At 68.2% G+C, this 22376-nt stretch carries 17 protein-coding genes and 2 pseudogenes; 14 read left to right on the forward strand and 5 right to left on the reverse strand.

Annotated elements, in window-relative coordinates; all coding sequences use genetic code 11:
- The first annotated feature begins 478 nt into the window (after nt 1-478).
- The 5 genes and pseudogenes from ACIPW5_RS33760 to ACIPW5_RS33780 all read left to right on the forward strand — a co-directional run.
- Entirely contained in the window at nt 479-706 is a 228-nt protein-coding gene (locus tag ACIPW5_RS33760) for a hypothetical protein (RefSeq protein WP_401253322.1), read from the forward strand.
- Nucleotides 703-1275 (forward strand): RNA polymerase sigma factor, encoded by a 573-nt coding sequence (locus tag ACIPW5_RS33765; protein ID WP_401253325.1) that lies wholly within the window; start codon nt 703-705, stop codon nt 1273-1275. The genes ACIPW5_RS33760 and ACIPW5_RS33765 overlap by 4 nt, the downstream gene beginning before the upstream one ends.
- Complete coding sequence (locus tag ACIPW5_RS33770) at nt 1275-2153, forward strand: hypothetical protein (protein ID WP_401253328.1); 879 nt, start codon at nt 1275-1277, stop codon at nt 2151-2153. Before ACIPW5_RS33765 ends, ACIPW5_RS33770 begins: the two co-directional genes overlap by 1 nt.
- A 266-nt stretch (nt 2154-2419) precedes the next feature.
- On the forward strand, nt 2420-2671 hold the full coding sequence (locus tag ACIPW5_RS33775) for a hypothetical protein (protein ID WP_401253331.1): 252 nt from the start codon (nt 2420-2422) through the stop codon (nt 2669-2671).
- Between the two features lie 50 nt (nt 2672-2721).
- Nucleotides 2722-3308, forward strand: a pseudogene (locus tag ACIPW5_RS33780) (IS5 family transposase); the annotation flags it as partial.
- A 22-nt stretch (nt 3309-3330) separates the two neighbouring features.
- Here the strand turns inward: ACIPW5_RS33780 and ACIPW5_RS33785 are convergent.
- Nucleotides 3331-3705, reverse strand: coding sequence for a DUF6896 domain-containing protein (locus ACIPW5_RS33785; RefSeq protein WP_401253334.1), 375 nt, complete (start codon nt 3703-3705; stop codon nt 3331-3333).
- 125 nt (nt 3706-3830) lie between these two features.
- On the opposite strand from ACIPW5_RS33785, the gene ACIPW5_RS33790 reads away from it, so the two are divergent.
- Nucleotides 3831-4139, forward strand: coding sequence for a hypothetical protein (locus tag ACIPW5_RS33790; protein WP_401253337.1), 309 nt, complete (start codon nt 3831-3833; stop codon nt 4137-4139).
- Between the two features lie 13 nt (nt 4140-4152).
- Here the strand turns inward: ACIPW5_RS33790 and ACIPW5_RS33795 are convergent, their stop codons facing one another.
- The 3 genes from ACIPW5_RS33795 to ACIPW5_RS33805 form a co-directional block, all read right to left on the reverse strand.
- Nucleotides 4153-4431 carry a hypothetical protein gene (locus tag ACIPW5_RS33795; protein WP_401253339.1) on the reverse strand — a complete coding sequence of 93 codons (279 nt, stop codon included), beginning with the start codon at nt 4429-4431 and terminating at the stop codon, nt 4153-4155.
- The gene (locus ACIPW5_RS33800; protein ID WP_401253342.1) at nt 4428-4628 is read right to left on the reverse strand and encodes a hypothetical protein; all 201 of its coding nucleotides are present in this window, start codon (nt 4626-4628) and stop codon (nt 4428-4430) included. Before ACIPW5_RS33800 ends, ACIPW5_RS33795 begins: the two co-directional genes overlap by 4 nt.
- A 508-nt stretch (nt 4629-5136) precedes the next feature.
- On the reverse strand, nt 5137-9147 hold the full coding sequence (locus ACIPW5_RS33805; protein WP_401253345.1) for a ricin-type beta-trefoil lectin domain protein: 4011 nt from the start codon (nt 9145-9147) through the stop codon (nt 5137-5139).
- A 704-nt stretch (nt 9148-9851) separates the two neighbouring features.
- Here ACIPW5_RS33805 and ACIPW5_RS33810 point away from each other — a divergent pair.
- The 8 genes and pseudogenes from ACIPW5_RS33810 (at nt 9852) to ACIPW5_RS33845 (ending at nt 21779) form a co-directional block, all read left to right on the forward strand.
- The gene (locus ACIPW5_RS33810) at nt 9852-16052 is read left to right on the forward strand and encodes an RHS repeat-associated core domain-containing protein (RefSeq protein ID WP_401253348.1); all 6201 of its coding nucleotides are present in this window, start codon (nt 9852-9854) and stop codon (nt 16050-16052) included.
- A 5-nt stretch (nt 16053-16057) separates the two neighbouring features.
- The gene (locus ACIPW5_RS33815) at nt 16058-16372 is read left to right on the forward strand and encodes a hypothetical protein (RefSeq protein ID WP_401253350.1); all 315 of its coding nucleotides are present in this window, start codon (nt 16058-16060) and stop codon (nt 16370-16372) included.
- A 1422-nt stretch (nt 16373-17794) separates the two neighbouring features.
- A complete protein-coding gene (locus ACIPW5_RS33820; RefSeq protein WP_401253353.1) occupies nt 17795-18067 on the forward strand; it encodes a hypothetical protein in 273 nt (90 codons plus the stop codon).
- A gap of 215 nt (nt 18068-18282) precedes the next feature.
- Nucleotides 18283-18528 (forward strand): annotated as a pseudogene (locus ACIPW5_RS33825) (LexA family protein); the annotation flags it as partial.
- 256 nt (nt 18529-18784) lie between these two features.
- The gene (locus ACIPW5_RS33830) at nt 18785-19183 is read left to right on the forward strand and encodes a hypothetical protein (protein ID WP_401253355.1); all 399 of its coding nucleotides are present in this window, start codon (nt 18785-18787) and stop codon (nt 19181-19183) included.
- Nucleotides 19184-19240: 57 nt separating this feature from the next.
- Nucleotides 19241-19732: a hypothetical protein gene (locus ACIPW5_RS33835; RefSeq protein ID WP_401253357.1), complete on the forward strand. Its 492-nt coding sequence runs from the start codon at nt 19241-19243 to the stop codon at nt 19730-19732.
- Nucleotides 19733-20665: 933 nt separating this feature from the next.
- The gene (locus tag ACIPW5_RS33840) at nt 20666-21190 is read left to right on the forward strand and encodes a hypothetical protein (RefSeq protein ID WP_401253360.1); all 525 of its coding nucleotides are present in this window, start codon (nt 20666-20668) and stop codon (nt 21188-21190) included.
- 70 nt (nt 21191-21260) lie between these two features.
- Nucleotides 21261-21779 (forward strand): hypothetical protein, encoded by a 519-nt coding sequence (locus ACIPW5_RS33845; RefSeq protein ID WP_401253362.1) that lies wholly within the window; start codon nt 21261-21263, stop codon nt 21777-21779.
- A gap of 184 nt (nt 21780-21963) precedes the next feature.
- Here the strand turns inward: ACIPW5_RS33845 and ACIPW5_RS33850 are convergent.
- On the reverse strand, nt 21964-22376 hold a 413-nt coding region (locus ACIPW5_RS33850; RefSeq protein WP_401253364.1), incomplete at its 5' end, for a tetratricopeptide repeat protein.

Here is a 22376-nt window from a genome sequence, read left to right on the forward strand (position 1 = left end):
GCGCGGAATTTTGTATTTGGTGAGATGGGTCGAGGCCGCTTCCGCCGGTGCCCGTGCTGGCTGGCGTGTGCCGCCGGTGTCGGGGTGAAGGTGAGTGCGGTGATCTGGCCGGTGGTGGTGCTGAAGCTGGCGATCCATGCGATCGGGGTCCGGTGCCATCGCGGAGGTCCGGCGCGGGCTGGGGCCTGGTGGTGCTCGGCTGGTTCTTGCGGTTTGGCCGGTATGCGCTGGTGTGCGCGGGGTGGCAGTGGGCGGCGCACGCGCCAAGAGGTTGTGATGTGGATCACTCGGAATGGCAAAGTCCGCTGGTCAGGGCGCTTAATGTGATGAACCGATAACTGTGTGTGCGAGAAGGTGCGGGCCTCGCGTCACTCCACGGGGGGTCTCGAACGGTCTTAGGAGTGAGAACACGCCGCTGTTCCGCCCCGTGCCGCAACGAAGCCGTCCGGGGCTCGCTCTGGATCAAAAAGGAGGCTTCGTGGGGCTCACTTGGACCCGGTACGCGCATGGCTCGGCCTGCGCCTATCGGACGACCACTGCGTGCTTCGGAGCCGTCGAACGGTTCGCCGCCGCCCGCACCGCCTCGCAGGCCCGCACCACCACTGCGTTCCAGGCCGGCATCCGGCCCGGCCGAAGGATCCACCAGCACCATGCGGCCGCGCAGCAGCGCTGCGGCCGCAGTCCGGCCGGCCGGGAGGGGCGATGAACAACGACCCCTTCGGCCGGGAGTACGACCTCTTGGGTCCGGACCCCGCCCCGCCCGCCCTCGACCCCCGCGGGGAGGAGTTCTTCCGCGAGCACCTTGGCACTTTCATGGGCATAGCCACCTACCGTCTGCGTAACCCGCACGATGCGGAGGACGCAGTGATGGACGCGATGGTCATCATGCACCGCAAGATCGAGCGGATCCTCGCCCACCCGAACCCGCTCGCCCTGGCCCTGCGAATTGTCCAGGACTCGATCACCGACTTCTACCGCCGCTCAGCCCGCTTGCGCGTCAACGAGCAGCCGGTCGCCGAGCTGCCGACCACCAGCTACCTGATGGAACTGCGCCACTACGACCACCTCGACCGGGCCATGGAGGACCTGGAGGCGATCGCACCGCTCCAGGCCCAGTGCCTTCAGCTCTACGACCTGACCGGTCTGTCCTACGCCCAGATCGCCTCGGCTCTCGGTATCAGCGAGGCCGCAGCCAGGACCAACACCTCCAGAGCACGTAAACGGCTGGAGACGCTCATGCTCACGGAACTTCCAAAGGAGAAAGGGGACTCCTGATGCCGGAAGACCTCCTGAACCAGCAGGCCGGTACCGTTCACGAACCGACCGCGCACGCGCAGGACGACGGGAACCTCCCGGACCAGCCGTCCGCGGAAGCGCGGGCCGGCACGGGAAGGGAGGGCTCCGCCGAGCTGATGGCCCGCCAGGCCGAAGCCATCCGCGCCCAGGTCGTCAGCCACAGCGCCGAGGACTTCATGCAGCGCCTCGCGGCCCGGATCGCGGCCGAGGCACGCCGCCCGGCCCGGATCCAGTACACGACCGTGCCCAGCAGCCCGCCCTACTCTGAACTCACTGGTGAGGAACCCGCCGAGCTGACCCAGCTCTCACCGCCCGCCACGGGTCCCGGACCCCACACCGTCCGTCCCAGCGGCCACGCCCGTCCCCGCACCCGCCGGGGAGGGCGCCGGCGCCCGACACCGATCATCACCTCGGACCCGGGCGCCGAGCAGTACCTCGCCTTCGGATACGTCACCCAGCTGTGCACCACGATTCTGCGCTCGCACGAGATCGACACCCTCTCCGCGTTCGCCGCCGACTACGACGAGGCCGGCGCCCGCACCTTCGGCTGCCTCCTCTACAGCCTCGACAAACGCGAATCCGCCCTCTACTGGTGGCGCTTCGCCGCCGGAGCCGGCGACCCCCTGGCCGCACACCTTCTCGCCGCCCACCACGCCGCGATCGGCCCCACCACCGAGGCCAGGGCCTGGCGGGCCATCTCCCAGATGCTCGCCTTCACCCCCGAGCGCCATGTTCCCGAGCCCGTCCGCCATCGCACGGAACTCGCCGAACGCTTCGCCCGCGAGATCCCCATGCGCGACGAGATGCGCCTGTTCATGCGCCACCCGCACCTGCCTCACGCCCTCGTGGCTCAGTAGCCCAGCCCGAACAGCACACCGCGCCGGCCAGCCAACGGGCCGACCGGCGCGTGAAAGGCATGCCCTTCATGAACAACATCATCGAGAACGTGGTCGCCGGCGTCACCGTCGCCGCCATCATCTGGCTCACCACCCGCCTGCGAGCCCGCTGGCACCGCAAAGAGCGCGGTGACTGACACCCAACCGCAGAGTCGGCAGTAGCTGTTTTGCCGAGGGCCTGGTTCCGCGCTGGACGTCTTCCTGGCCTGTTACACATGACGGGAAACTTGAGGAGACGCAGGGGGCTGTACCCGCCGACCGGATGCCCGACCTGCAAGGCTGCCGCAGGGCGGGCCTGTCGCACCGCGGGCGGCAGCCCGACCAACGAACACCGTGCACGCCGCGACGCCGTCGGCCCCATCCCGTACGAGGAGTGGCAGAAGGAGGGCCTCATCCCAGAGCAGCGGTCGTACACGATTCCGGCCGTGCTCAAGGAGTCGGACAAGGCCCGCGCCGACTTACTGATCGTTTCAGAATGAGTTGAGCTCGGGTCTTGCGCTCAACGATCTTGGTCGGCAGGGTGTCCGGAGTGCGTGCAGATCTTGTTCCTGACGACCTGTGGGAGCGGCTGGCCCCGCTGCTGCCACCTGCTCCCGAGCGCCGCCGCCGCTATCCCGGGCGGCTGCGTGTTCCCGACCGGGCGGCGCTCGCCGGCGTCATGTACGTGTTGCGGACTGGTGTCGCGTGGCGCGATATCCCCGCGGAGACTGTGGGCTGTTCCGGAGTAACAGCCTGGCGTCGGTTGCGAGACTGGACCGAGGCCGGCGTCTGGCCACGCCTGCATGCCGCCCTTCTGGCAGAGCTTCGCCGCGCCGACCTGCTGGACCTGGACGACTGCTCCGTGGACGGATCGCACGTCCGGGCCCTCAAAGGGGGGATCACGTCGGCCCCTCGCCCGTCGATCGTGCCCGCCCCGGCTCCAAGCACCACCTGATCGTCGACCGCCACGGAACTCCGCTCGCCGTGACGCTGACCGGCGGGAACCGGCACGACGTCACCCAGCTCCTGCCACTGGTGGACGCCGTCCCATCGATCCGGGGCCGGCGGGGACGCCCCCGCCGCAGGCCCCGCCGCCTGTACGCGGACCGGGGCTACGACTTCGACAAGTACCGCCGCCTGCGCACCTCATCCTGAGCCATCAGTTGGCTACGCTGAACCACCCCGGCCGCACCTCGTCCAGAAGCGGTTGCAGGGACCGCACTGCGGACCGCAAGTCCTGATCCGTGACGTCAAGAGGCTCCGGCAGGCTCAGCCCATACCAACGCAACCGCCAGAGGTCGAAGACTTCGCTTCCGTCGGCTGCGAAGTCCACATCGACCTCAGTGCCGTCGTCGCTGACGAAGCGGCACCCTGCCCCATGAACCGTGTAGGAGTAGGTGCCGACATGCCCACTCCGGCTGATGATCCGGCTCGAACGGACCAGGCCGAGTACATCTCCCAGTCGCTCCAGCGAGGGCATCGCCACCCTCATGGCCTCGGCAATTGCGTTCAGAGCGTGGACGTAACCGAGCACGAGCTCCCGTGCAGCCCCAACCCGTTCCATACGGCGTCATCCCCCCTGATCCCGCGGCTGAAGGGATTGTTCCATGGGGCCGCCAGCATCTCCGCAGGACGGCATTCTGAAACGATCAGTTAGACGTGGACACCGCCCTGGCCGACGGTGTGGCGGTCGTCCGCATGTTCCTCGCCGACCGACTCGGGTTGCTCCTCCAGGGCGAGGAGGCCATGGACCGCATCGACGACGCCGTACGAAAGCTCATCGAGGTCCGCGGCCCGGTAGGGACGGCCGACCTGGTCACCGTCCTCGCCGCCCAAGTCGCCTCGCTGCTGGCAGCGAGCGCCGGCCCCGACAGCGACCCGGAAACCCTGTTCGACACGATGATCCGCTCACAGATCGACACAGCCCGCAGAATGCAGAAGATCCAGAGGGAGCGCCCCGAGGTCTGACCCGGCCAGCTCGCTACGACTGGCCCTGCTCGCGGGCTTCCTTGAGCCGGGTGGACACCAGACCGGTGGAAACATTCAGCTCGCGCGCGATCTCGTAACCCCTTAGCTCCTGACCCCTTAGCTCCTGCCGGTGCAGCTCGACGATCTGGTCCCGGCGTTGCCGGGAGCGCCCCTCGTACGCCGCGCGTTCCTCGGCGATCATGCTGCGCACGGTCCGCGGGGTCGCTCCGAACCGGTCCGCGAGCTCGCGGACCGTCGCGGTGTGACGCTCGCGCATGGGACCCTGCGTCACGGCTTCCCCTTCATGTACTCGAGCATCGCTGCGGTGCGCTCGTTTCGGCGCGTAGCACGCGCTGCGCCGCCCTTCTTGGCGTGGGCGGACTGGATGGCGACGAAGGCGGCCTCGTAGACGGCCGCGCCGTCCTTCCACATCCTGGAGCGCGTCGTGATCCACCGGTGGATGCTGTTGGCGATCGAACGCGCCTCCACGGCCGGCGGGGGCTCCGCGAATTCGGTTCTGCGGGTGTGTACTTCGGCGTGGATGGCGGTGTGGAGGGTGTCGGGGCTGCCGAAGTGGTGGCGGACCTCGCGGTACGCCCAGGTCCGGGCGGTCTCGAAGATCGAGCAGTTGCGTCCCAGCCCTGTGATGTTGGTGCGGAAGCGCTTGGTCTCCCGCCAGCACTGCCGGCATGTGGCCAGCCAGCGCCTCCTCCAGGCCGCCGAGGGTGTGGAGTCCGCTGTGGAGCCACTCGGTGCTCCAGTTCCGTGCAGGGGGAAGCGGAGGTGGACTGGTTTCCGTACGGCGAAGTAGCGTCAGCTGTAGCGCACTTGGGAATCCCTGATCTGGATCTCTTTCTCGAGGGATACGTGGGCGGCTGGATCCCGGACGGTTTGATCACACCGTGATGGCGGTGGGTGAAGAACGGGTGGCATGCGCAGGCCCGCCCTTCCCCGGGATGGCCGGAGGAGGGCGGGCCCATAGGGTCAGCGGATGGGGTCAGTCAGTGTTGCCCAGCGGTGAGGCGAGGCCTGTGGCGGACCAACGCTGAGGGTTGGTGTTGTTGCACGCCCAGAGCTGGAGCTGGATCCCGTTGTCGGTGCGGCCTTGGGGCAGGTCCATGCAGCGGTTGTTCATAGGGTTGTAGAAGCTGCCGTTAGCCTGCGGCAGCCACTGCTGAGGGCCCGTGCCGTTACAGGTCCACAGCTGAACCAGGGTGCCGTTGTTGGCGGCGTCCACGCACTTGCCGAGGACGCGCAGCTCGCCGTTCTCGCGGACCTCGAACTGCTGCGGGTTGCTCCCATTGCAGTCCCAGATTTGGATCCGGTTCCCGTCGGCCGTGCCGCCGGCGCTGTTGTCCGCGCACTTGGTCTCGTTCACGCTCGAGACCAGGGCGGTTCGGGGTGCGGAGGGGACAGTGGAGTGGTTGTAGACGGTGAGGCCGCTGAGCCGACCGTCGAGGAAGACGGCCGGGTTTCCCTGGGCCTTGTAGCGGCCGAGGACCAGGGGGCCGGTGGCGTTCCAGGCGTTGGCCTTGGCGTGGTGGCCGGTGGCGGCGAGGGTGCCGTTGACGTAGAGGGCGATCAGGCCTGTGGTGTCGTCGTAGGTAGCGGTGAGCTGGGTCCAGACTCCGGCCCGTACCTTGGCGGCGTCGTTGCGGGTGTCCGCCTGGTCGTAGTTCCAGCCGTCGGTGTCGGCACGGCCCAGGGCGAAGCGCCAGGTGCCGTCAGGGTCGGACCACACCATGAACCCGCTGGAGCGCTGCCCGTCTTGGCTGACGACCGTTCCGCCTGCCTTGTCGGTCTTGACCCAGGTCGAGAGAGTGAAGCTGCGGCTGGTGTCGACGCCGGACCCTGCCGTGGTGACGGTGGCGCCCGTTCCGTCGAGGTCGACGACCTTGGTGGCGGTTCCGGCGACGGTGTCGTCGGCCCAGGTGGCGCCCGCGCCGGTGAGGGTCGCGTTGTTGCGCCCGCGCAGATCGGCGGCGGTAGTGCCGGAGCCCTCATCGAGCTTCCACGAGCCGGTGGAGATCCTTGAGTCGCCCATGGTCTGGGGGCTTCCGAAGCCGGTGACTTTGCCGCCGGTGGCGGTCGCGTTCCAGGTCAGCAGGCGGTGGCGGCTGTCGAGGGCCCACAGGTCAGGGGCGCCGTCGGCGTTGGTGTCTCCGGAGGAACCGAGGACGGGGTGGGTGGTGGCGTTGACGCCGCCGCCGATCCGGGTGCGCTTGCTGTGGTCGCCGAGCGCTGCCGGGTTCCCGGCAACGTTGGCGTACTGGTAGACGTCACCCGTGGTGTTGTCACGGGCCCACAGATCGGGAAGGCCGTCACCCGTGGCGTCGCCGGGGGCGATGAGGGTGAGGTTGTCCCATCCGGAAGTGCTGAGGACGAGTACGACCGGGTCGCGCAGTTCGCCGGTGGCACCAGTGCCCTGGAACAGCACTAGCTGTGAGCTTCCCGTGCCGTTGCCCTCGACGGTGAGCAGGTCGTTGCGGGCGTTCGCACCTGCTTCGGGAAGGGCGTCGCCGACTGCGAGGATCTGCCTGACCCGCGTCCAGTTCTCGACGTACGCGGTGCCGCAAGGCTGGCCTGTGGTGGCGACGGTGCAGTCCGAGGTGTAGGGCCGCTGCACGGTTACGGCGTTGGCGGCGGTGTAGTAGAGGCCGCCGTTGGCTGTGAGGCCGCCTTGGGTGAGGGAGTTGCGGTAGAGCTTGAGCTGTCCGTCGCGGTAGGCCCAAAGGTCGTCGATGCGGATGCCGTTGCCGCCGCGGTGGGTGGTGAGGGTGCCGTTGCCCCAGCCCTTGGCACCCGGGCTGTTGGCGGCGTTGGAGGCCAGGACGCCGCCGGAGGCCGGGTCCACGGCGGTGGGGTAGACGACCAGGTCGCCACCCGTGGTGGGGGCGATGAAGTCGACCCGCTCGTCGCCGGTGATGTCGCCGAGCTTCGTCTTGGCGTCCGGGTTGTCGGGTACGTAGAAGGTGTACGTCTGCTGCTGCGAGCGGTTGCCCGCGCGGTCGACGGCCTGGACGCGCAGGATGTTGGTACCCCAGGCCGTGGGCGTCAGCGGGATCGACGCACTGCCGTCGGCGGACGGATCGGCGCGGTTCGCACCGCCAACCGGGATCGGGGAGTTGAAGGCCCACTCGTAGTACAGGACGCCGCTGGTGGCGTCAGCAGACTTCACTGCGAAGGTGCCACCCTGGCCGATGTGCTTGGTGGAGCCAGGAAGGGTACCCGACGGCGGATACTCCGCCGATGTCACTACGGGAGCGGACGGTGGCTGCGTGTCCAGACTGAAAGTGCAGCCGCTGACCCATCTGGAGTCCATGTCACCGTCGTGGGCGGCGACCCGCCAGCTGTAGGTGTGTCCGTCGGAGAGGTTCGTGGGCCGGACGGAGGTCCAGTGGGTGCCGGTGGCCTCACCGACGCGGCCGCTGTCGTAGACGAGGGCGTTGTCGGCGTTGTCGTTGACGTAGAACAGCGCGGAGACCGGCTGGTTGTCCGCGTCTCCGATCCAGGCGCCGAGGCTCAGGCCGGCGTACGCGGTGGCGCCGACCCAGCCGCAGCCGTTGCCGTTCGGGTTCTGCGGTGCGGGGCTCATGCTGAGCGACCACGGGTCGTAGGGCGCCCGGTTGTACTCGATGTAGAGGAAGGGCAGGTTGTTCTTGTTACGGGTGAACCGCTTGAAGGAGTTGTTGCTGCTGCTCTTGGACTCGTTGGAGGCGAACAAGCCGTAGGTGAGGCTGCCACGCCACTCGTTCGCGATCAGGTGGTCGCGTACGTCCCACTCACCACGAGTGGTCGCCCCCGGGCAGCCGGGGCCGCCCGAGCTGTTGATCGAGGTGGTCCGCAGAACCTCCCAGTCGCGGGGCTGGGTGTTCCAGGTGATGTTGGAAAGCAGGGGCTCGGTGGAGTGCAGGTCCACGTTGTACGTCTGGCTGCACGTGGCGTCAGCGGCATACGACTGGGTGGCGAAGAAGGACGCCTTCTTGATGCTTTTGTCCCGCAGGTCGCCGGTGTCGACCTGGACGTAGTAGCGCTCCAGACCGGTTCTGGTACGCCAGCGCTGATACCCGACGCCGGGGTCGTACGTGTCCCCGTAGTCGTCGTAGCTGACGGTGGTGGGGTACGCCTCCTGCACCCAGGCCCAGTGCTGCGTGCCACGGTTGGTCGGCTGCCAGGCCGGATCGATGAAGACCGGGTATGTGGTGGACGGGTCGCTCAGGAAGGACCGGTCCGGGGTGAGGGCGACTGAGTCCTTGCCGAGGTCAGCCTGGAGTCGGGTGACTTTCGCGCTGTCACCGGGACCCTCGCTGTCGGACAGGCGCTTGGCCGCTTCCGGATCAGGTGGTGTCGGCGCGGACTGAGCGCTGTTTCCGGCGGCCTGGGGCGACTTGGCAGACGGGGCGGTCTTGGCCGTCGACGGCGTAGCCACGGAGCTTGAGTCCCACATGGTCGGAGTCGGAGCCTGGAAGACGGTACGGCCGGAGGCGTCGTCCGCCTTCAGATTCCCGTGGGCATCCGCAGAGACGGTGACGCCATGCCCCTTGAGGCCCAGAGTGAGCTTGGCCAGCTTCGGGTGATGGGCCGCCTCGGCGGACTTCACCACGAGGATCTGTGAGATCCCGCCGTCTTCCTCGGCCGTGACCTTGAGGTCCGTACCGGGGGCCACTTCGCGATAGACCGCGCTGCGGCCGTCCAGTACCGGCTCGGGGAGAGGACCAGGCCAGCTCAGTACAAGCTGCTTGCCATCCTGCTCCAAGGTGGCGAGCGGTTTGGTGCCCCCGCCGGACAGGGCCAGGTTGCTCACCGTGGCCTTCGGGCGGAGCGTACCGTCGGCTGCCCTGACCAGGGTGGCGTCCAGGGCCGCCCAGGTACCGCCCCGCTTCGTACGTAGCGGGGCGACGCTGCGGGTCAGTCCCAGGGTGCCGTTCGGGTTCGCTACCAGGGTGTCTGTTTCGGTGGTTGCTGCGGGAACGGCAACGGGTTTCCCGCTGCGCCGGGCCTCGGCCAAGGCGGTCTCCTCAGCCCGCTCGGGCTCGCTGAGAGGCCGTTCAGGCGGCGTCTGGGCGCTCGGTGCGCCCGGCTCTCCTGCAGCCGCCGCAGCAGGTGCGACGCCTATCGATGTGACGGATAAGGCCAGTGCGACCAGCCCGGCGAGCGCAGCCGGCCTTCCGGCCGCGCTCCGCCTTCTGAGTATGCCCCCCACTGCGAAACTCCCCAATCTGATGGTTGCTGATGACTGATCGTGAACGCTAACAGCCCCGACGGTGCAATCGTTTGTAATCACCGAATTGGAACTTGGAATTCCCCTGGAAGTATTCGCAGAATCGTGATCAATCGGTCGATGTGATTTAGGCCAACGCGTAAGTCAATCGACGAATTTCGGGCAAGATTTCGAGCGCTGTGAGTCGACGGCGGAGGGTTTGTCCGGATTCGACTCCATTTTTTCGGCAGTCGACAGGATAAGATCCCACGCCAATTGATCAACTCGGCGACCGTGGGGGGCGTGCCGTGTCGGCACCAACTGAACAACGCAAGATCAAAAGACGCTCGTTAGTCAGGCGGAGGGCCGGGGTTCCGCTCTTAGCCGTTCTGTCGCTTCTCGTGGGGGCAGGGACGGCTCAGGGTGCGGATTTGAAGCCAAAAGATCCGCGTCGCTGGTCACCGGCCGCGCTGAAGAAGGCTGAGTCGGTATCCGGAAAGAATGCCCAGAAAGTGACCCCGAAAGCCCAGAAGGGCGACGGGGCTGCTGCCTGGCGTCCGGCGAATGTGTACTGGCCACTGGCGACTCGGGCCGACGTGGATCTGAACGCCGCACCGCTCGCGCCTGGGCGCGGCTCGCTCTTCGCCGCACCGTTGGGCACCGCTCCGATCCCACCGTCACCCATCCTGGACCCGAGCCGCGCCGGAGTTGCGCCGGTCTGGGTCACGGCACTCCCAGGGAAGGGTGTATCGCGCACGGCCAAAGCATCAGTGGAACTCGTGGACAGGGCAACTGCCGAGAAGGCAGGTGTGCAAGGCCTGCTGCTCGGGGTTCGACCTGCTGGTGGCGCTCAAGGGGACACCCCGGCCAAGGTCTCCGTGGATGTGTCCCACATCGCCGGCGCCTTCAGCGGAGACTGGCTCTCACGGGCCCGCCTGGTTGCCCTTCCCGAGTGTGCACTGACGACTCCCGAGCGGGCGGAGTGCCGCACGCAGACGCCAGTGCCGACTGCCAAGGACGGCGACCGGGCTGGCCTGCTTACTGCAGAGGTGCCTCTCAAGGGCAGCCAATCCTCTGCAGGCAGCCTGCGAGCGAGCGAGGCCGCAAGCGGCACCACAGTGCTTGCAGCGGTCGCCGGCCCGGCCGGCCCTGCGGGTACCTACACCGCCACCAGCCTGGCACCCTCCGGCACGTGGACGAGCGGTGGTAACGCCGGCGGCTTCTCCTGGTCGTACCCGATCGCGGTACCGGACGGGCTGGGCGGTACCAAGCCCGCCATCTCGCTCTCCTACGATTCGCAGTCGGTCGACGGCCGTACCGCCGCCACCAACAACCAGGCCTCGTGGATCGGCGAGGGGTGGGACTACTCGCCCGGCTTCGTCGAGCGCAGCTTCAAGCCCTGCTCGAAGGACGGCCAGGCGGGCTCTGGCGAGGCATGTCTCTCCGGCAACAACGCCACCATCTCCCTGAATGGCAAGTCCTCGACGCTCGTACGCGACGATGCATCCGGCAACTGGCGGCTCGAGAACGACGACGCGTCGAAAGTCGAGCGCCTGACCGGAGCCAGCAACGGGGACAACAACGGTGAGTACTGGAAGGTCACCACCGTCGACGGCACCCAGTACTATTTCGGCGCCGGCCGGAAGCCTGGCAGCTCCACCGCCCCGGCGACCAACTCGGCGTGGACGACCCCCGTCTACGGCAACAACGCGGGCGAGGAGTGCCACCAGTCCACCTTCGCGGCATCCTGGTGCCAGCAGGCATGGCGCTGGAACCTCGACTTCGTGGTCGACCCGCGCGGCGGAGTAATGACTCACTGGTACGACACCGAGACCAACCGCTACAAGCGCGACGCCTCGGCCGCCACCCCCGAGGGCACCCTCACGTCGTACATCCGCGGCGGCAATCTCGCCAAGATCACCTACGGCTCGAAACTGGCCGACGCCGACACGGTCAAGCCCACCGCTCAGGTGCTCTTCGCCACCGCCGAGCGCTGCCTGCCAGATACCGGCTTCGACTGCGCCCCGGCCAAACTCACGAAGGCCAACGCCACCAAGTGGCCGGACGTCCCCTTCGACCAGAGCTGCGCGGCCACCGGAACGTGCGAAAACTACTCCGCCACGTTCTGGACCACCAAACGCCTCACCAAGATCACCACACAGGTTCTGAACGGCGCCGGCGGCTACGACAACGTCGACTCATATGAGCTGAAACACGAGTTTCCCAACCCGCAGGACGGCACCGCACCTGCCCTCTGGCTCGCATCCGTGATGCACACCGGCCATGATGGCGCGACAACGCTCCCTACACCACCGGTCACCTTCAGCGGAAAACTGCTGAACAACCGCGTTGATTCCAGCGGCGACAACAAGCCAGCACTCAATCGCCGCCGCATCGTCGGCATCACATCGGAAACCGGCCAGGTAACCGATATCGGCTATGCCGACACGGATTGCGCTCCCGGGGCAGGCATGCCCTCGGCCCAGGACTCCAACACCAAGCGCTGCTACCCCGTCTACTGGAATCCGGACGAAAAAAGCTCGGCTGACCCGACCCTCGACTGGTTCCACAAGTACGTTGTAACCAGGGTCACCGAGATGGACCCCTTCGGCGGCTCCCGCCCGCAAGAGGTCCGCTATGAGTACGTCGGCGACGCTGCCTGGCACCGCGACGACGACGAGCTGACCGAGGACAAGCGCCGCACCTGGAACCAGTTCCGCGGCTACGACCAGGTCGTCACCCGGGCCGGAACAGCCCCTGATGTGGTCTCCAAGACCGCTATGTTCTACCTGCGCGGCATGGACGGCGATGTGAAGGCCGACGGCAGCAAGCGCACCGCCACGTTCACAGGCCTCACAGGGAACAGCCTCAAGGACGCCAACCACCTTGCGGGAACCGTCCGCGAGACCCAAAACTTCGCGTCCGACGGCGGCGAACTCGTCTCCGTGGACAGGTCGGAGCCTTGGCTCTCCGAGTCGACGGCAACCCACACCCGCGGCACCAAGCTGCCCGCCCTGACGGCAAAGATGCAGCGCCAAGGCTCCTCCCGCGACGCGGACCTGCGCACGGACAAGACCTGGCAGTCCACCTCGAAGACGACGACGTACGACACGGTCTACGGAATGCCGACGTCCGTACTCGAACGAGCTGACGGCCAGCCCGACACCTGCGCCACCACGTCATACGCACGCAACACGACCGCCTGGATTGTCGACCGCGTCTCCGAAACCGTGGAAATCGAGAGCGGAAACTGCGCTGCGACGGCGACAGCTGCGAACACGCTCTCGCGCGACCGCACGCTGTACGACAACCAGCCCCACGGCACCCTCAACGGTCCTGGCCAGGTAACCAGCACCGAAGAGCTCAACCGATTCGAGTCCGGTCAGCCTAAGTATTCCGTCCACTCCGTCGTGTCATACGACTCATACGGCCGTGTCACCAGCGCCACCGATGCGGCAGGGGCGAAGACGACCACCGTATATGAGCCTGCGGCACCGGCACGGGCCGGCACTGTCAAGGTCACCAACGCCAAGAACTGGACGACCACGATCACCCAGCACCCCCTGCGCGGCGTGCCGGTCAAGACCGTCGACCAGAACGGCCGCACGACCGAGGCGGCCTACGACGCGCTCGGCCGTACCGTCGCCGTGTGGGCGCCGGGCCGGGCGCGGGCCGACAGCGCGAGCAAGACGTACACGTACGACCTGGTCAACACCGGCACCAGCTCGGTGACGACCCGGACGCTGCGCTCCGATCAGTCGTACGCGGCTTCCGTCAGCATCCTCGACGCCATGGGCCAGCAGGTACAGGTCCAAGCGGTCCCCCAGAACGGCGCGGCCGGCAGCCGCCTGATCACCGACACCTTCTACGACAGTTACGGCCGTTCCAGCAGGACCAACGAGCTCTACGTCAACCGGGACTCCGAGCCGGTCAAGACGCGCTTCATCGCCAACGACAACGCTGTTCCAGGGCAGAACACCACGCTCTACGACGGCATCGGACGTCCGGTCGCCAAGATCTTCTCGTCCAAGGGACAGGAGCAGTGGCGCACGGTCACGGCCTACCCTGGCGCTGACCGTACCGATACCACGCCACCCAAGGGAGAAAGCGCAGACAGCGTCATAACCGACGTGCTCGGACGCACGGTCGAGCGGCGCAAGTACAAGATCGCCACACCGGATGGTCCCTTCGACGCCACCCGATACGCCTACAACACCGACGGCAAGCTGACCCGGATCACCGATCCGGCAGGCAACATCTGGACGTACGAGTACGACCTCCAGGGCCGGCAGATCCGCTCCGTCGATCCGGACAAGGGCGCCTCGTCTGTGGTCTACGATGCCGCCGACCGGCCCGTGTCCACCGTCGACTCCCGTGGCAACAACGTCTTCACCAGCTACGACATCCTGGGCCGCCCCACCTCACGCAACGTCGGTGCGGCCGACGGCACCAAGCTGGTGACCTACGAGTACGACTCCCTGGTCCTCGGCCAGCCCAGCGCCTCCACCCGGTGGGCCGACGGCAAGCCATGGCGTTCGGAAACCACCGGCTACGACACCGGGTACCGGCCCACAGGCACCAAGGTGACGGTCCCCGATGGTGAGGGTGCCCTCACCGGTACCTACACCGCGAGCACCAGCTACGACCCCATCACGGGCCTGGAGCGCCGTAACACCCTGCCGGCCGCGGGCGGCCTGCCCGCCGAGCGGCTCACCACAGGACGCAACATCAACGGGCTGCCGGTCTCCTACGGCTCGGACAACGTCAACTACGTCAACTTCACCGACTACAACGAGCTCGGCCAGGTCGAGCGGACGACCTTCGGCGACGACCCGAAGCAGACCAGCTTCACGAACGTCCACGATCCGGCCACTGGTCGGCTCCTGAGTACCCAGCTCAACAAGCAGGACTCGGGCACCGCAGTCGACATCACCAACTACAGCTACAACCAGGCCGGTGACGTCACCTCGGTGACCAATATCCAGGGAGCCGCCCGAGACACCCAGTGCTTCAGCTATGACCATCTCCGCCGGCTGACCGATGCCTGGACGGACACCGGAACCACGACCACCCGGCCCGCTCCGTCGGTGCCTGGCATCGGGAACTGCACCAACACCACACCCCAAGGCGGCCAGATCGGCGGCCCGGCCCCGTACTGGCAATCCTTCACCTACGACGTAACCGGCAACCGAATCTCTTCCAGCGACCATGACCCCGCGGGTGACAACGCCAAGACGGTCACCACCACGCACACCTACCCGGCTCCCGGATCCCCGCAGCCGCACGCCCCGACCTCCACCACCAAGAAGACCGGCAGCGGGGCCGCAGTCACCGCCGACAGGACGTACGACTCCACCGGCAACACACTCACCCGTGCGGACGCGGCGGGCGCCAAGCAAACCCTGGCGTGGAATGCCGAAGGGGACCTGGCGTCCGTGACCTCCGAGGCGGGCACCTCTACGTACCTCTACGACGCGGACGGCAGCCGCCTGCTGCGCAGGGACCCGGGCAAGACCACCTTGTACCTCGGCTCAACCGAGCTGACCCTCAGCACCACCACCAACACGGTCTCCGGCACGCGCTACTACGCCACCCCGGGCGGCACAGCCATCGTGCGTGGATCCGACGGAAGCGTTTCCTACGTCGCCGCCGACCACCACAACACCGGCACCACTGCCGTGGACGCCGCTACGCTCCAGGTCCAGCGGCGCCCCACCAAGCCGTTCGGTGAGGAACGCGGAGCTGCCCCGACCGCATGGCCGGGCGAGAAGGGATTCGTCGGCGGCACCCAGGACAAGGCGACCGGTCTCGTCCACCTCGGAGCACGCGAGTACGACCCGGTACTCGGCCGCTTCCTGTCGGTGGACCCGCTGATGGTGGTGGAAGACCCCCGCCAGCACAACGGCTACCAGTACGGCAACAACAGTCCGCTGACCGAATGGGACCCGACCGGCGAAGCCCTCGACGAGTGCCGCAGCGGCATGTACACCTGCACCAACGGCGGCACCAGGCCCACTGGGTACGGCAACAACTACGAGCGGGAAGTCCGCGCGAACGGCGGCACCCCGGCACCCGAATACGTGAGGCAGAAGAGCCGCGCCAAGACAGCCTGCCGTCATGACCCCGACTGCAGGTCCTCTCGTAGCTATGGGTCTTCATCTCATTCGACTGCGGTTCCCAAGGCTAAGCCGGCAAAGAAGCCGGAGAAGAAGGGGTTCGTCGCCAATATCGTGGCCGGTGACTTCAAGGGGGCATGGAACGCCACCGCAGGCAGTTCAACCTGGTGGAAGCACAAGGGTGTGGACCTCGGCATCAAGGTCCTGGCAGGCGTCGGAACGGCCCTATGTATCGCCTCGGCGGTTTGCGGGATGGGACTTTTCGTCGTGGGCGCCGCCGCCCTGTTCACTGCGGGGCTGGGAGCTCACATGGCTGTCGCATCGGAGGAAGAGAAGAAGGAGGGAGCCTCCCAGTTCCTGCTGAAGACGGGTAAGGCCGAAGCAGTCGGCATAGCCTCAGGTGCTCTATGGGGCCGAGGCGTGCTCTTCGCGTTCGCCAGGGGTGGATCAAGCAGGGCGGCATGGGCGGCCAAGGGAGGGCACCTGCGAACGACCGGTTTCTTCGCGGGGGGCAATCCCATTGCCCATACGGCCTCACGCGGCCCGGCGCTCCTGCGCACTACGCGTGAAGCCCTGACCAACCGCTTCGGACGATGACGGACGTGACCATGGACCGGAAACTCTGCGGAACGCCCGAGCACATCAGGCTCGACCGGCCTCCGGCCGGCGAGCCGGGCTGCACCCAAGTCTCGGTTCTTGCTGTGCTGAGGTCCGAGTGGCTCCCTCTCGCAGTTTGGTCAGCTGTTACAGGCTTCGTCTTCATCCTCTGGCACGGGATGGGGGCGGTGATCGTCGCGGGCGTTTTCGTTGCACTCCTGGCCGCCGGGTTCTTCTGGAACCTTGCCAAGGGGCATATGCTCGGGTGCTGTTTTCTCAGCTCTCTTGCCTCGGTCCTGCGGGTGACTGAAGGGCTCTAGCCAGAACCGCGAATTACCTAATCGGCCCGCCGGTCTGACTGGCGGGCCGATTAGGCTTTAGTGGACCGGTGGCCAGTTTGCGGATAGTTGAAATTGTGTTGCCAAAGGGGCTGTTAGGTGTCATGAATTGACATGCGAATACCGTATCCCGGCTCGGAGTCTCCATGGGTCGATCTATAGAAATGTGCTAAAGGTTCCGGCGTTGAACTGTGAGGCTTTAGTGTCGATGTCGAAGTGATCAGAAAGGCGTCTTGAGGCCGACGTGATGAACCAGATGAAGGTGGCGACGGCGGGTCGTAGGGTGGGTGGGCTGCCTCCCGGCAGCGTCTCTTCTTAGGAGTGAGATATGGAAACTGTCATCGAATTGGCGGCATTGTCACTAGTTGTGTTAGCTACGGGAGGGTTGATGCGGTTGGTCATAGCTCGTCGGGTGGCCCGGCGCGCGACTGGGGTCACGAACGGGGGGGATGTCGGCATCCCCTGCCAGGTCGCGTGGGAGCAGGGGTTGAGACGACGTGGGTTTGTGTACGGGAAGCTGATGCGGGACGCGGAGGGTGCGGTGTTCAAGCGGCCGGCTCGCCGTCCTGTGGCGCTGCCCGTTGGCGGCCGGGCCTTCCGCCGCCCAAGCTGGCGCCCGGGGATGCAGGTGTTTGAGTACAGGGCGCCCGACGGCGAAGAGCTCCGTCTTCAGTTCTATGAAGCTGAGACTCACCTCGTGGCTGGTCTGCTTCGGATTCCGGATCCGGCCGATTACGCCTGACAGGCACGCGCCCAGCCCGGCAGCCAGCAGATGTTCATTCGTGGCTCTCACACGTCTGAGTGGGGGTGACGGCTCCCTTCGGAAAGGGATCACTTCGGCACCGGCTGGCCGTGTCCTTGGCGGTGCTGGACTCGAAATCGCCGTCCCTCAGGCCGACGGGACTCGTGCTCGATCCAGGGGAGTGCGGTGACTGCGGCTTCGATGGCGAGAGGAGGGCAACGCCTACTCATCTGACCTGCGAAGAGGCTTCATGAGTTCCCGGAGCCCGAGAAGGGCGTTCCCAGAGATCCTGTAGACAGGCTCTTGAGCTGCGGTTTCGGAGTTTTCCGCAAGGCCCGGAGGAACACCCCCGCGTCGGTGGGGAGCACCGCGGAAGCGGGGCGGGTCGGGATTCCGGAACCGGAACACCCCCGCGTCGGCGGGGAGCACCGGCCGGCGGGAGGGGGGCCAACCGGGGCTGGCTTCACGCGCTGGGCTCACGCAACGCGGTGAGCCGCTCCTTGTACAGCGGCCCGGACCCGCGAGAACGCCGACCGGTTCGCCGCCGTCCTGGAGGACATCGCCGCTAACGGTCTGCCGTCGGTGGAGGACTGCACGCCGTGGGAGGAGCTGCGCGAGGCCCACCTCGCCCGGCTCGCGGCCCAGCGCCCGGCCGTCGCCTGATGCCCGCACCGCACGGCGCGCGTCGCGCCAGGATCGCGTTCTCCGACTCAGCCGCCAAGCAGCTGGAGAACATCACCAGCGAGGCCGAGATCCACTCGCTGGACCGCGCCCTGGTCGTCGTCTCCGTCGACCCCGACGTCGGCGAGGCCCTGCCCGCCGACAGCTCCGGTCCCCAGCTGCGCCAGTACACCGACGACCTCGAACACGTCCGGCTCCTGTACTGGGTCACCGCGCTGCGCACCGTGGTCGTCGTCGCCTACATCGAGGTCTGACCCGAGAAGGAGTCACCGAGCCGTCAATCGTCCAGGAGCTCTCCGGCACCGGGAACTCGGCGGGCTGCGCATGGTGGTGAAGTGCACGGCCCAGGACTCCGGACCCGGCGTGTCCTGGCTCGCCTCCTGTGCTCCGCGCACACCCTGAACCAGTTTCGATCAGGCGCTGGCCGGTGTGGGCGCGGCGAGCTTGAACGGCTGGAATGTCCGCCTTGGTGGTCGGCGACAGCATGACCGACGCCGCCATCTGCGACGGCGACACCGTCACCGTCAGGAAGGCCGACGGCGCGGACCACGGCGACATCGTCGCCGCCATGCTGGACGGCGAAGCCACCGTCAAGCGCCTGCGCCGCGAGAACGGCCGGGTCTGGCTCATGCCGCACAACGCGGCCCATCAGCCGATCCCCGGCGACGACGCCGTTATCCTCGGCAAGGTAGTCGCCGCCCTGCGCGCGCTCTGAAACCAGAGCGCCCCGTGCCGCCCATGGGACGTCCCCCTCGGCACGGCGTACGCACGCGGCCCCCTGCACGAGCACGGCAGAACGCCGGCACGTACCAGCCCAACGACGGGACCCCGACTTGACCCTGATGCCTGGAGCACGCGTGCCGGGGCGGACCTGGACGGTCCGCCTCACCGGCCACCCCGATCACACGGTGTCCGTCACCTGCAGCACCGAAGCGTGCCGGATGCCGCCCCGTGCGAAGGACGCAGCGAGCATGCGCCGCTTCGCCGCCGAGCACATCAAGGCCCACGGCCGCCTCGCCGGCGCCCGCCCCAACTCAGCCTGCAGCTGCGGCAGCACAGACTGCGCACTCCACGAATCCCGCGTCCAGTGCGCCGGCAGCAGCCTGCTGGTCCTCGTCCACAGCCCGGCCGTCGGCCAGGTCTGGACCCTGGCCGACCTCTGCCAGACCTGCGCCCGCAACATCCCGCACATCACCATCCTGGCCACGGCCAAGCCAGCCCTCCCCACCCCGGCCGCTCCCTCCGCGGAGCAGCCGGCGCCGCGCACCGCGGTACCGGGCGGGTTCTCCTCACCGGAAGCCGCTCCCGACCCCTCACCGGGCCGGCGCCGCCCCCACCGTCCGCACCGCCCGAACCGGGCGCGCGGCTGATCTCGGAACGGCGCGACCGCCGAGCCCTCGAAGCGGCGCCTGCTCCGCGGCCGATGGATGAGCACGGCGGGGTCAGCGTCGGGTGACGCCGTAGCCGGTGTCGTTGCCGACTTCCTCGACCGGCTGCGTGACGCCGGGCTCCGGGTGCGTGAGCGCCACGGCGACGACGGCACCCTCGCCGGGTACGCGGTCGCGCTGCCCGGCGACGGCGCGGACCACGGCACCAGGCCGGTGTGGTTCTCCGGCAGCTCCCTCGCCTACGACCTGTCGCTGCCCCGCGTACGGGAGCGCTTCGAGCCCGTCGTCGGCCCGGCGGACTGGGCGGTGGCGGAGCGCCTGGTGCGCGAGGCCGCGGCCGCGCTTGCCTGTTCCGGCCGGGCGGAGGGGGCCGGCGGGGTGGCCGCGCTCGGCGACCTGTTGGTGGCCGCCGCCGCGCAGGCCCCCGCGACGGTGCGGGACCGGATCTCGGCGGCGGCCGACGCCTTCGAGCAGGCCGGCCGGGCCCCGGGCGCACCAGAACGGGACTGCTGGTGTGGCGGGCCGGCGTGAGCCGGACGATCCGTGCGGCCGTGCCGACCCGCACATGCTCCACCGGGCTTGGTTCACCGAGCGGGTCGGCGTCTGCCCGAGGTCCCGGGTCCTGCCGGTGCCGGTGAGCGCGGTGGCCGGCATGGCAAGGTAGCCCAGCCAGCGTGGCGCGTAGGGTGTGGCGGGCCGGCAGTGCGGGGGCCGCGCAGTAGGTGGGCACGCGGTACGCAGTTCGGTGTCGGGATCGTCGTGGTCGGGGAGCGCGGCCTGGTCGGCTGTCAGCTGACGGCCGGCTGTGATCGGGCTGGTGGCCGGGTGGGAGGCTTGACGGCGCTGCAGGCCAGGGGAGTTCGGTTCCGGTGGCGTCGAAGTACAGGGTGAAGAACCAGGATCGGTCTGCTGCGGTGATGTTGCCGGTCCGCAGGTGTCCGTCGCGGGGCCGGGTGCGGAGGATCTCGACGCTCTCGTCGAGGCCGAGGGTCGTCTGGCCGGTCTTCAGGGACCGTCTCAGCCTGGTCGCGGAGATGCCGAGGACCATCCACACCGGCGCCTGCCCGTCGTAGATCTTTACCTCGCCGCCTGCGGTGATGGCTTCGCGTGCTGCTGGGCAGGCACTGGTCTGGTCTTTGAGCATCGCGGTGATGTCGGGCTGCGTCGCGTTCTCTTCCTCGCGGGCCATGCCGCGACTGTAGAGACCGGACGCAGGCATTGCGACGGGATTCCGCGCCGCCCGCGCCCGTCCGCGCCGCCCGCGCCGCGGTGCCGTGGCCGCCGGACCGTCGCGGAGCGGCCGGTGCAGCGCACCGTGCCGGTGGGCGGCACCGTGTCCGTTTGGCACCTGGGGGGTGAAGAACCCGGAATCCCTGACGGCTGTCAGGGATTCCTGACAGCCTGTCTGGTGTCAGGGAACCCTGACGGCTGTGTGTTGGGGAAGGGGTGTTGGGGATGGGGTGGGTGGATGAGAGCGGCCGGCACGAGGGTGTGGTGGTCGCCGTCCTGGCCGATGGCCAGGAGGCCGCGCCCATTGCGGCTCTGGATGGGAGTACGGCGTGGTGGGACAGCGACGGCACGGTGTCCGAGCGTGCGGTCGGGGTGAAGGCCGCCTGCGGATGCGGCTGGCGTGCGAGCGCGACTCATCCGGTGGTGTGGGGCGACGTCGAGGCGACCGAGGGCGAGCACGCCCGGACGGGCCCGTTCGCGGACTGGGAGTACCACGTCACCACCGCCGAAGGCCTCCTCCCGCGCGACGTCGAGCAGATGCTGACCGCCCTGCAGCAGCGGATCGGCGAACTCTCCAACACCCGGCCGGTCACGGCCCTGCGCGCTGTCGCCCGCCTCCAGGACGCGGTTCCCGGCCTCGCACTCGACACCGTCCGAGCCGCCCGCGGCTCCCTCGTCACCTGGGAAGCAATCGGGACGGCTCTGGGCTGTACCCGCCAGTCCGCCCACGAACGCTACGCCCACCACGTCAAGGAGTAGCCCAGGCCGTGGCATCCTTCGACGCCGTCACCACGCAGCGCACCACAACCACCGCATCCGGGGAGAAGTGATGGAGCAGCACACCGAGCCGGAGGCGCCGGCCCGCGACGGAGGCGTGGCCGACCGGGACAGCGGCGAGATCCGCGTTCTGGAAGACCGGTGCAGCAGCTGCGTCCTGAACCCGGCGCACAGGGCGATCCCGCTTCCGGCCGGCCGCCGCCGGAGTTTCATCGAGCAGGCGCGCGCCGCCGACGACGGCTACGTCGTCTGCCACAGCACCTTCGGAGACGGGATCCCGCCCGGTACCCGGCCGGCGATGTGCCGGGGGTTCGTGGATGCGTACGGCCTTCCCCCCATCGTCCAGGAGGCCGTTGCCGTGGGCATCGCCCGCCTCGTGGACGTTCCCGACCCCATGGCCGCGGCGAAGGACCTGCCCGAGCAGGAGCAGCCCTGGTACAGGAGCTGGCTTGAGACTGGGACGCTGGAGTGCGCGGACTGCAGGACCCGCGTCCGCTGCGACAACCTGGAGTCGCTGCCGCAGCACCACTGCACCGAGCGGCAGCGGGCCCGGCGCGCCGCAGCCGGCTGACCGCCTTGCCGGCCCGCGCAGCGGCAGCGGCCGGGTAAGCGTCGCGGTCTGCGGCAGGCGGACAGGTGGGGGAGTGGGTACCCCCGGGGCGGATCCGGAACCCGGCAGTGTCGCGGGGTGGCGGGTGGGGCTCGACCACGCGCGCCAGCCCGCTGTCGTACAGCAAAGTGCAGCCGCACCTGCTCTACGAACCCTTGCTTCGGAGCTGGTCCGCGTCGTCGTGGCGTCCGAGGTGGTTGTAGGTGATGGCGAGGTTGGCGCGGGCCGTGATGGTGTCGGGGTGGTTGGGTCCGAGGAGGCGTTCGCGGTCGGTGCGGACGGCTTCTTCGAGGGCGAGTGCGTCGTGGTGGCGTCCGAGGTAGCTGTAGGTGATGGCGAGGTTGCCGCGGGCGCGGATGGTGTCGGGGTGGTCGGGTCCGAGGAGGCGTTCGCGGTCGGTGCGGACGGTTTCCTGGAGGGCGAGTGCGTCGTGGTGGCGTCCGAGGTAGCTGTAGGTGGCGGCGAGGTTGGCGCGGGTGCGGATGGTGTCGGGGTGGTCGGGGCCGAGGAGGCGTTCGCGGTCGGTGCGGACGGCTTCTTCGAGGGCGAGTGCGTCGT

The organism is Streptomyces sp. NPDC090077 (assembly GCF_044747545.1).
GTDB lineage: Bacteria > Actinomycetota > Actinomycetes > Streptomycetales > Streptomycetaceae > Streptomyces.

Bases quoted from the DNA above. Each gene is read 5' to 3' on its own strand.
- ACIPW5_RS33765 (WP_401253325.1), top strand. From the start codon at position 703: ATGAACAACGACCCCTTCGGCCGGGAGTACGACCTCTTGGGTCCGGAC.
- ACIPW5_RS33770 (WP_401253328.1), top strand. From the start codon at position 1,275: ATGCCGGAAGACCTCCTGAACCAGCAGGCCGGTACCGTTCACGAACCG.
- ACIPW5_RS33820 (WP_401253353.1), top strand. From the start codon at position 17,795: ATGCCCGCACCGCACGGCGCGCGTCGCGCCAGGATCGCGTTCTCCGAC.
- ACIPW5_RS33830 (WP_401253355.1), top strand. From the start codon at position 18,785: ATGCGCCGCTTCGCCGCCGAGCACATCAAGGCCCACGGCCGCCTCGCC.
- ACIPW5_RS33835 (WP_401253357.1), top strand. From the start codon at position 19,241: ATGAGCACGGCGGGGTCAGCGTCGGGTGACGCCGTAGCCGGTGTCGTT.
- ACIPW5_RS33845 (WP_401253362.1), top strand. From the start codon at position 21,261: ATGGAGCAGCACACCGAGCCGGAGGCGCCGGCCCGCGACGGAGGCGTG.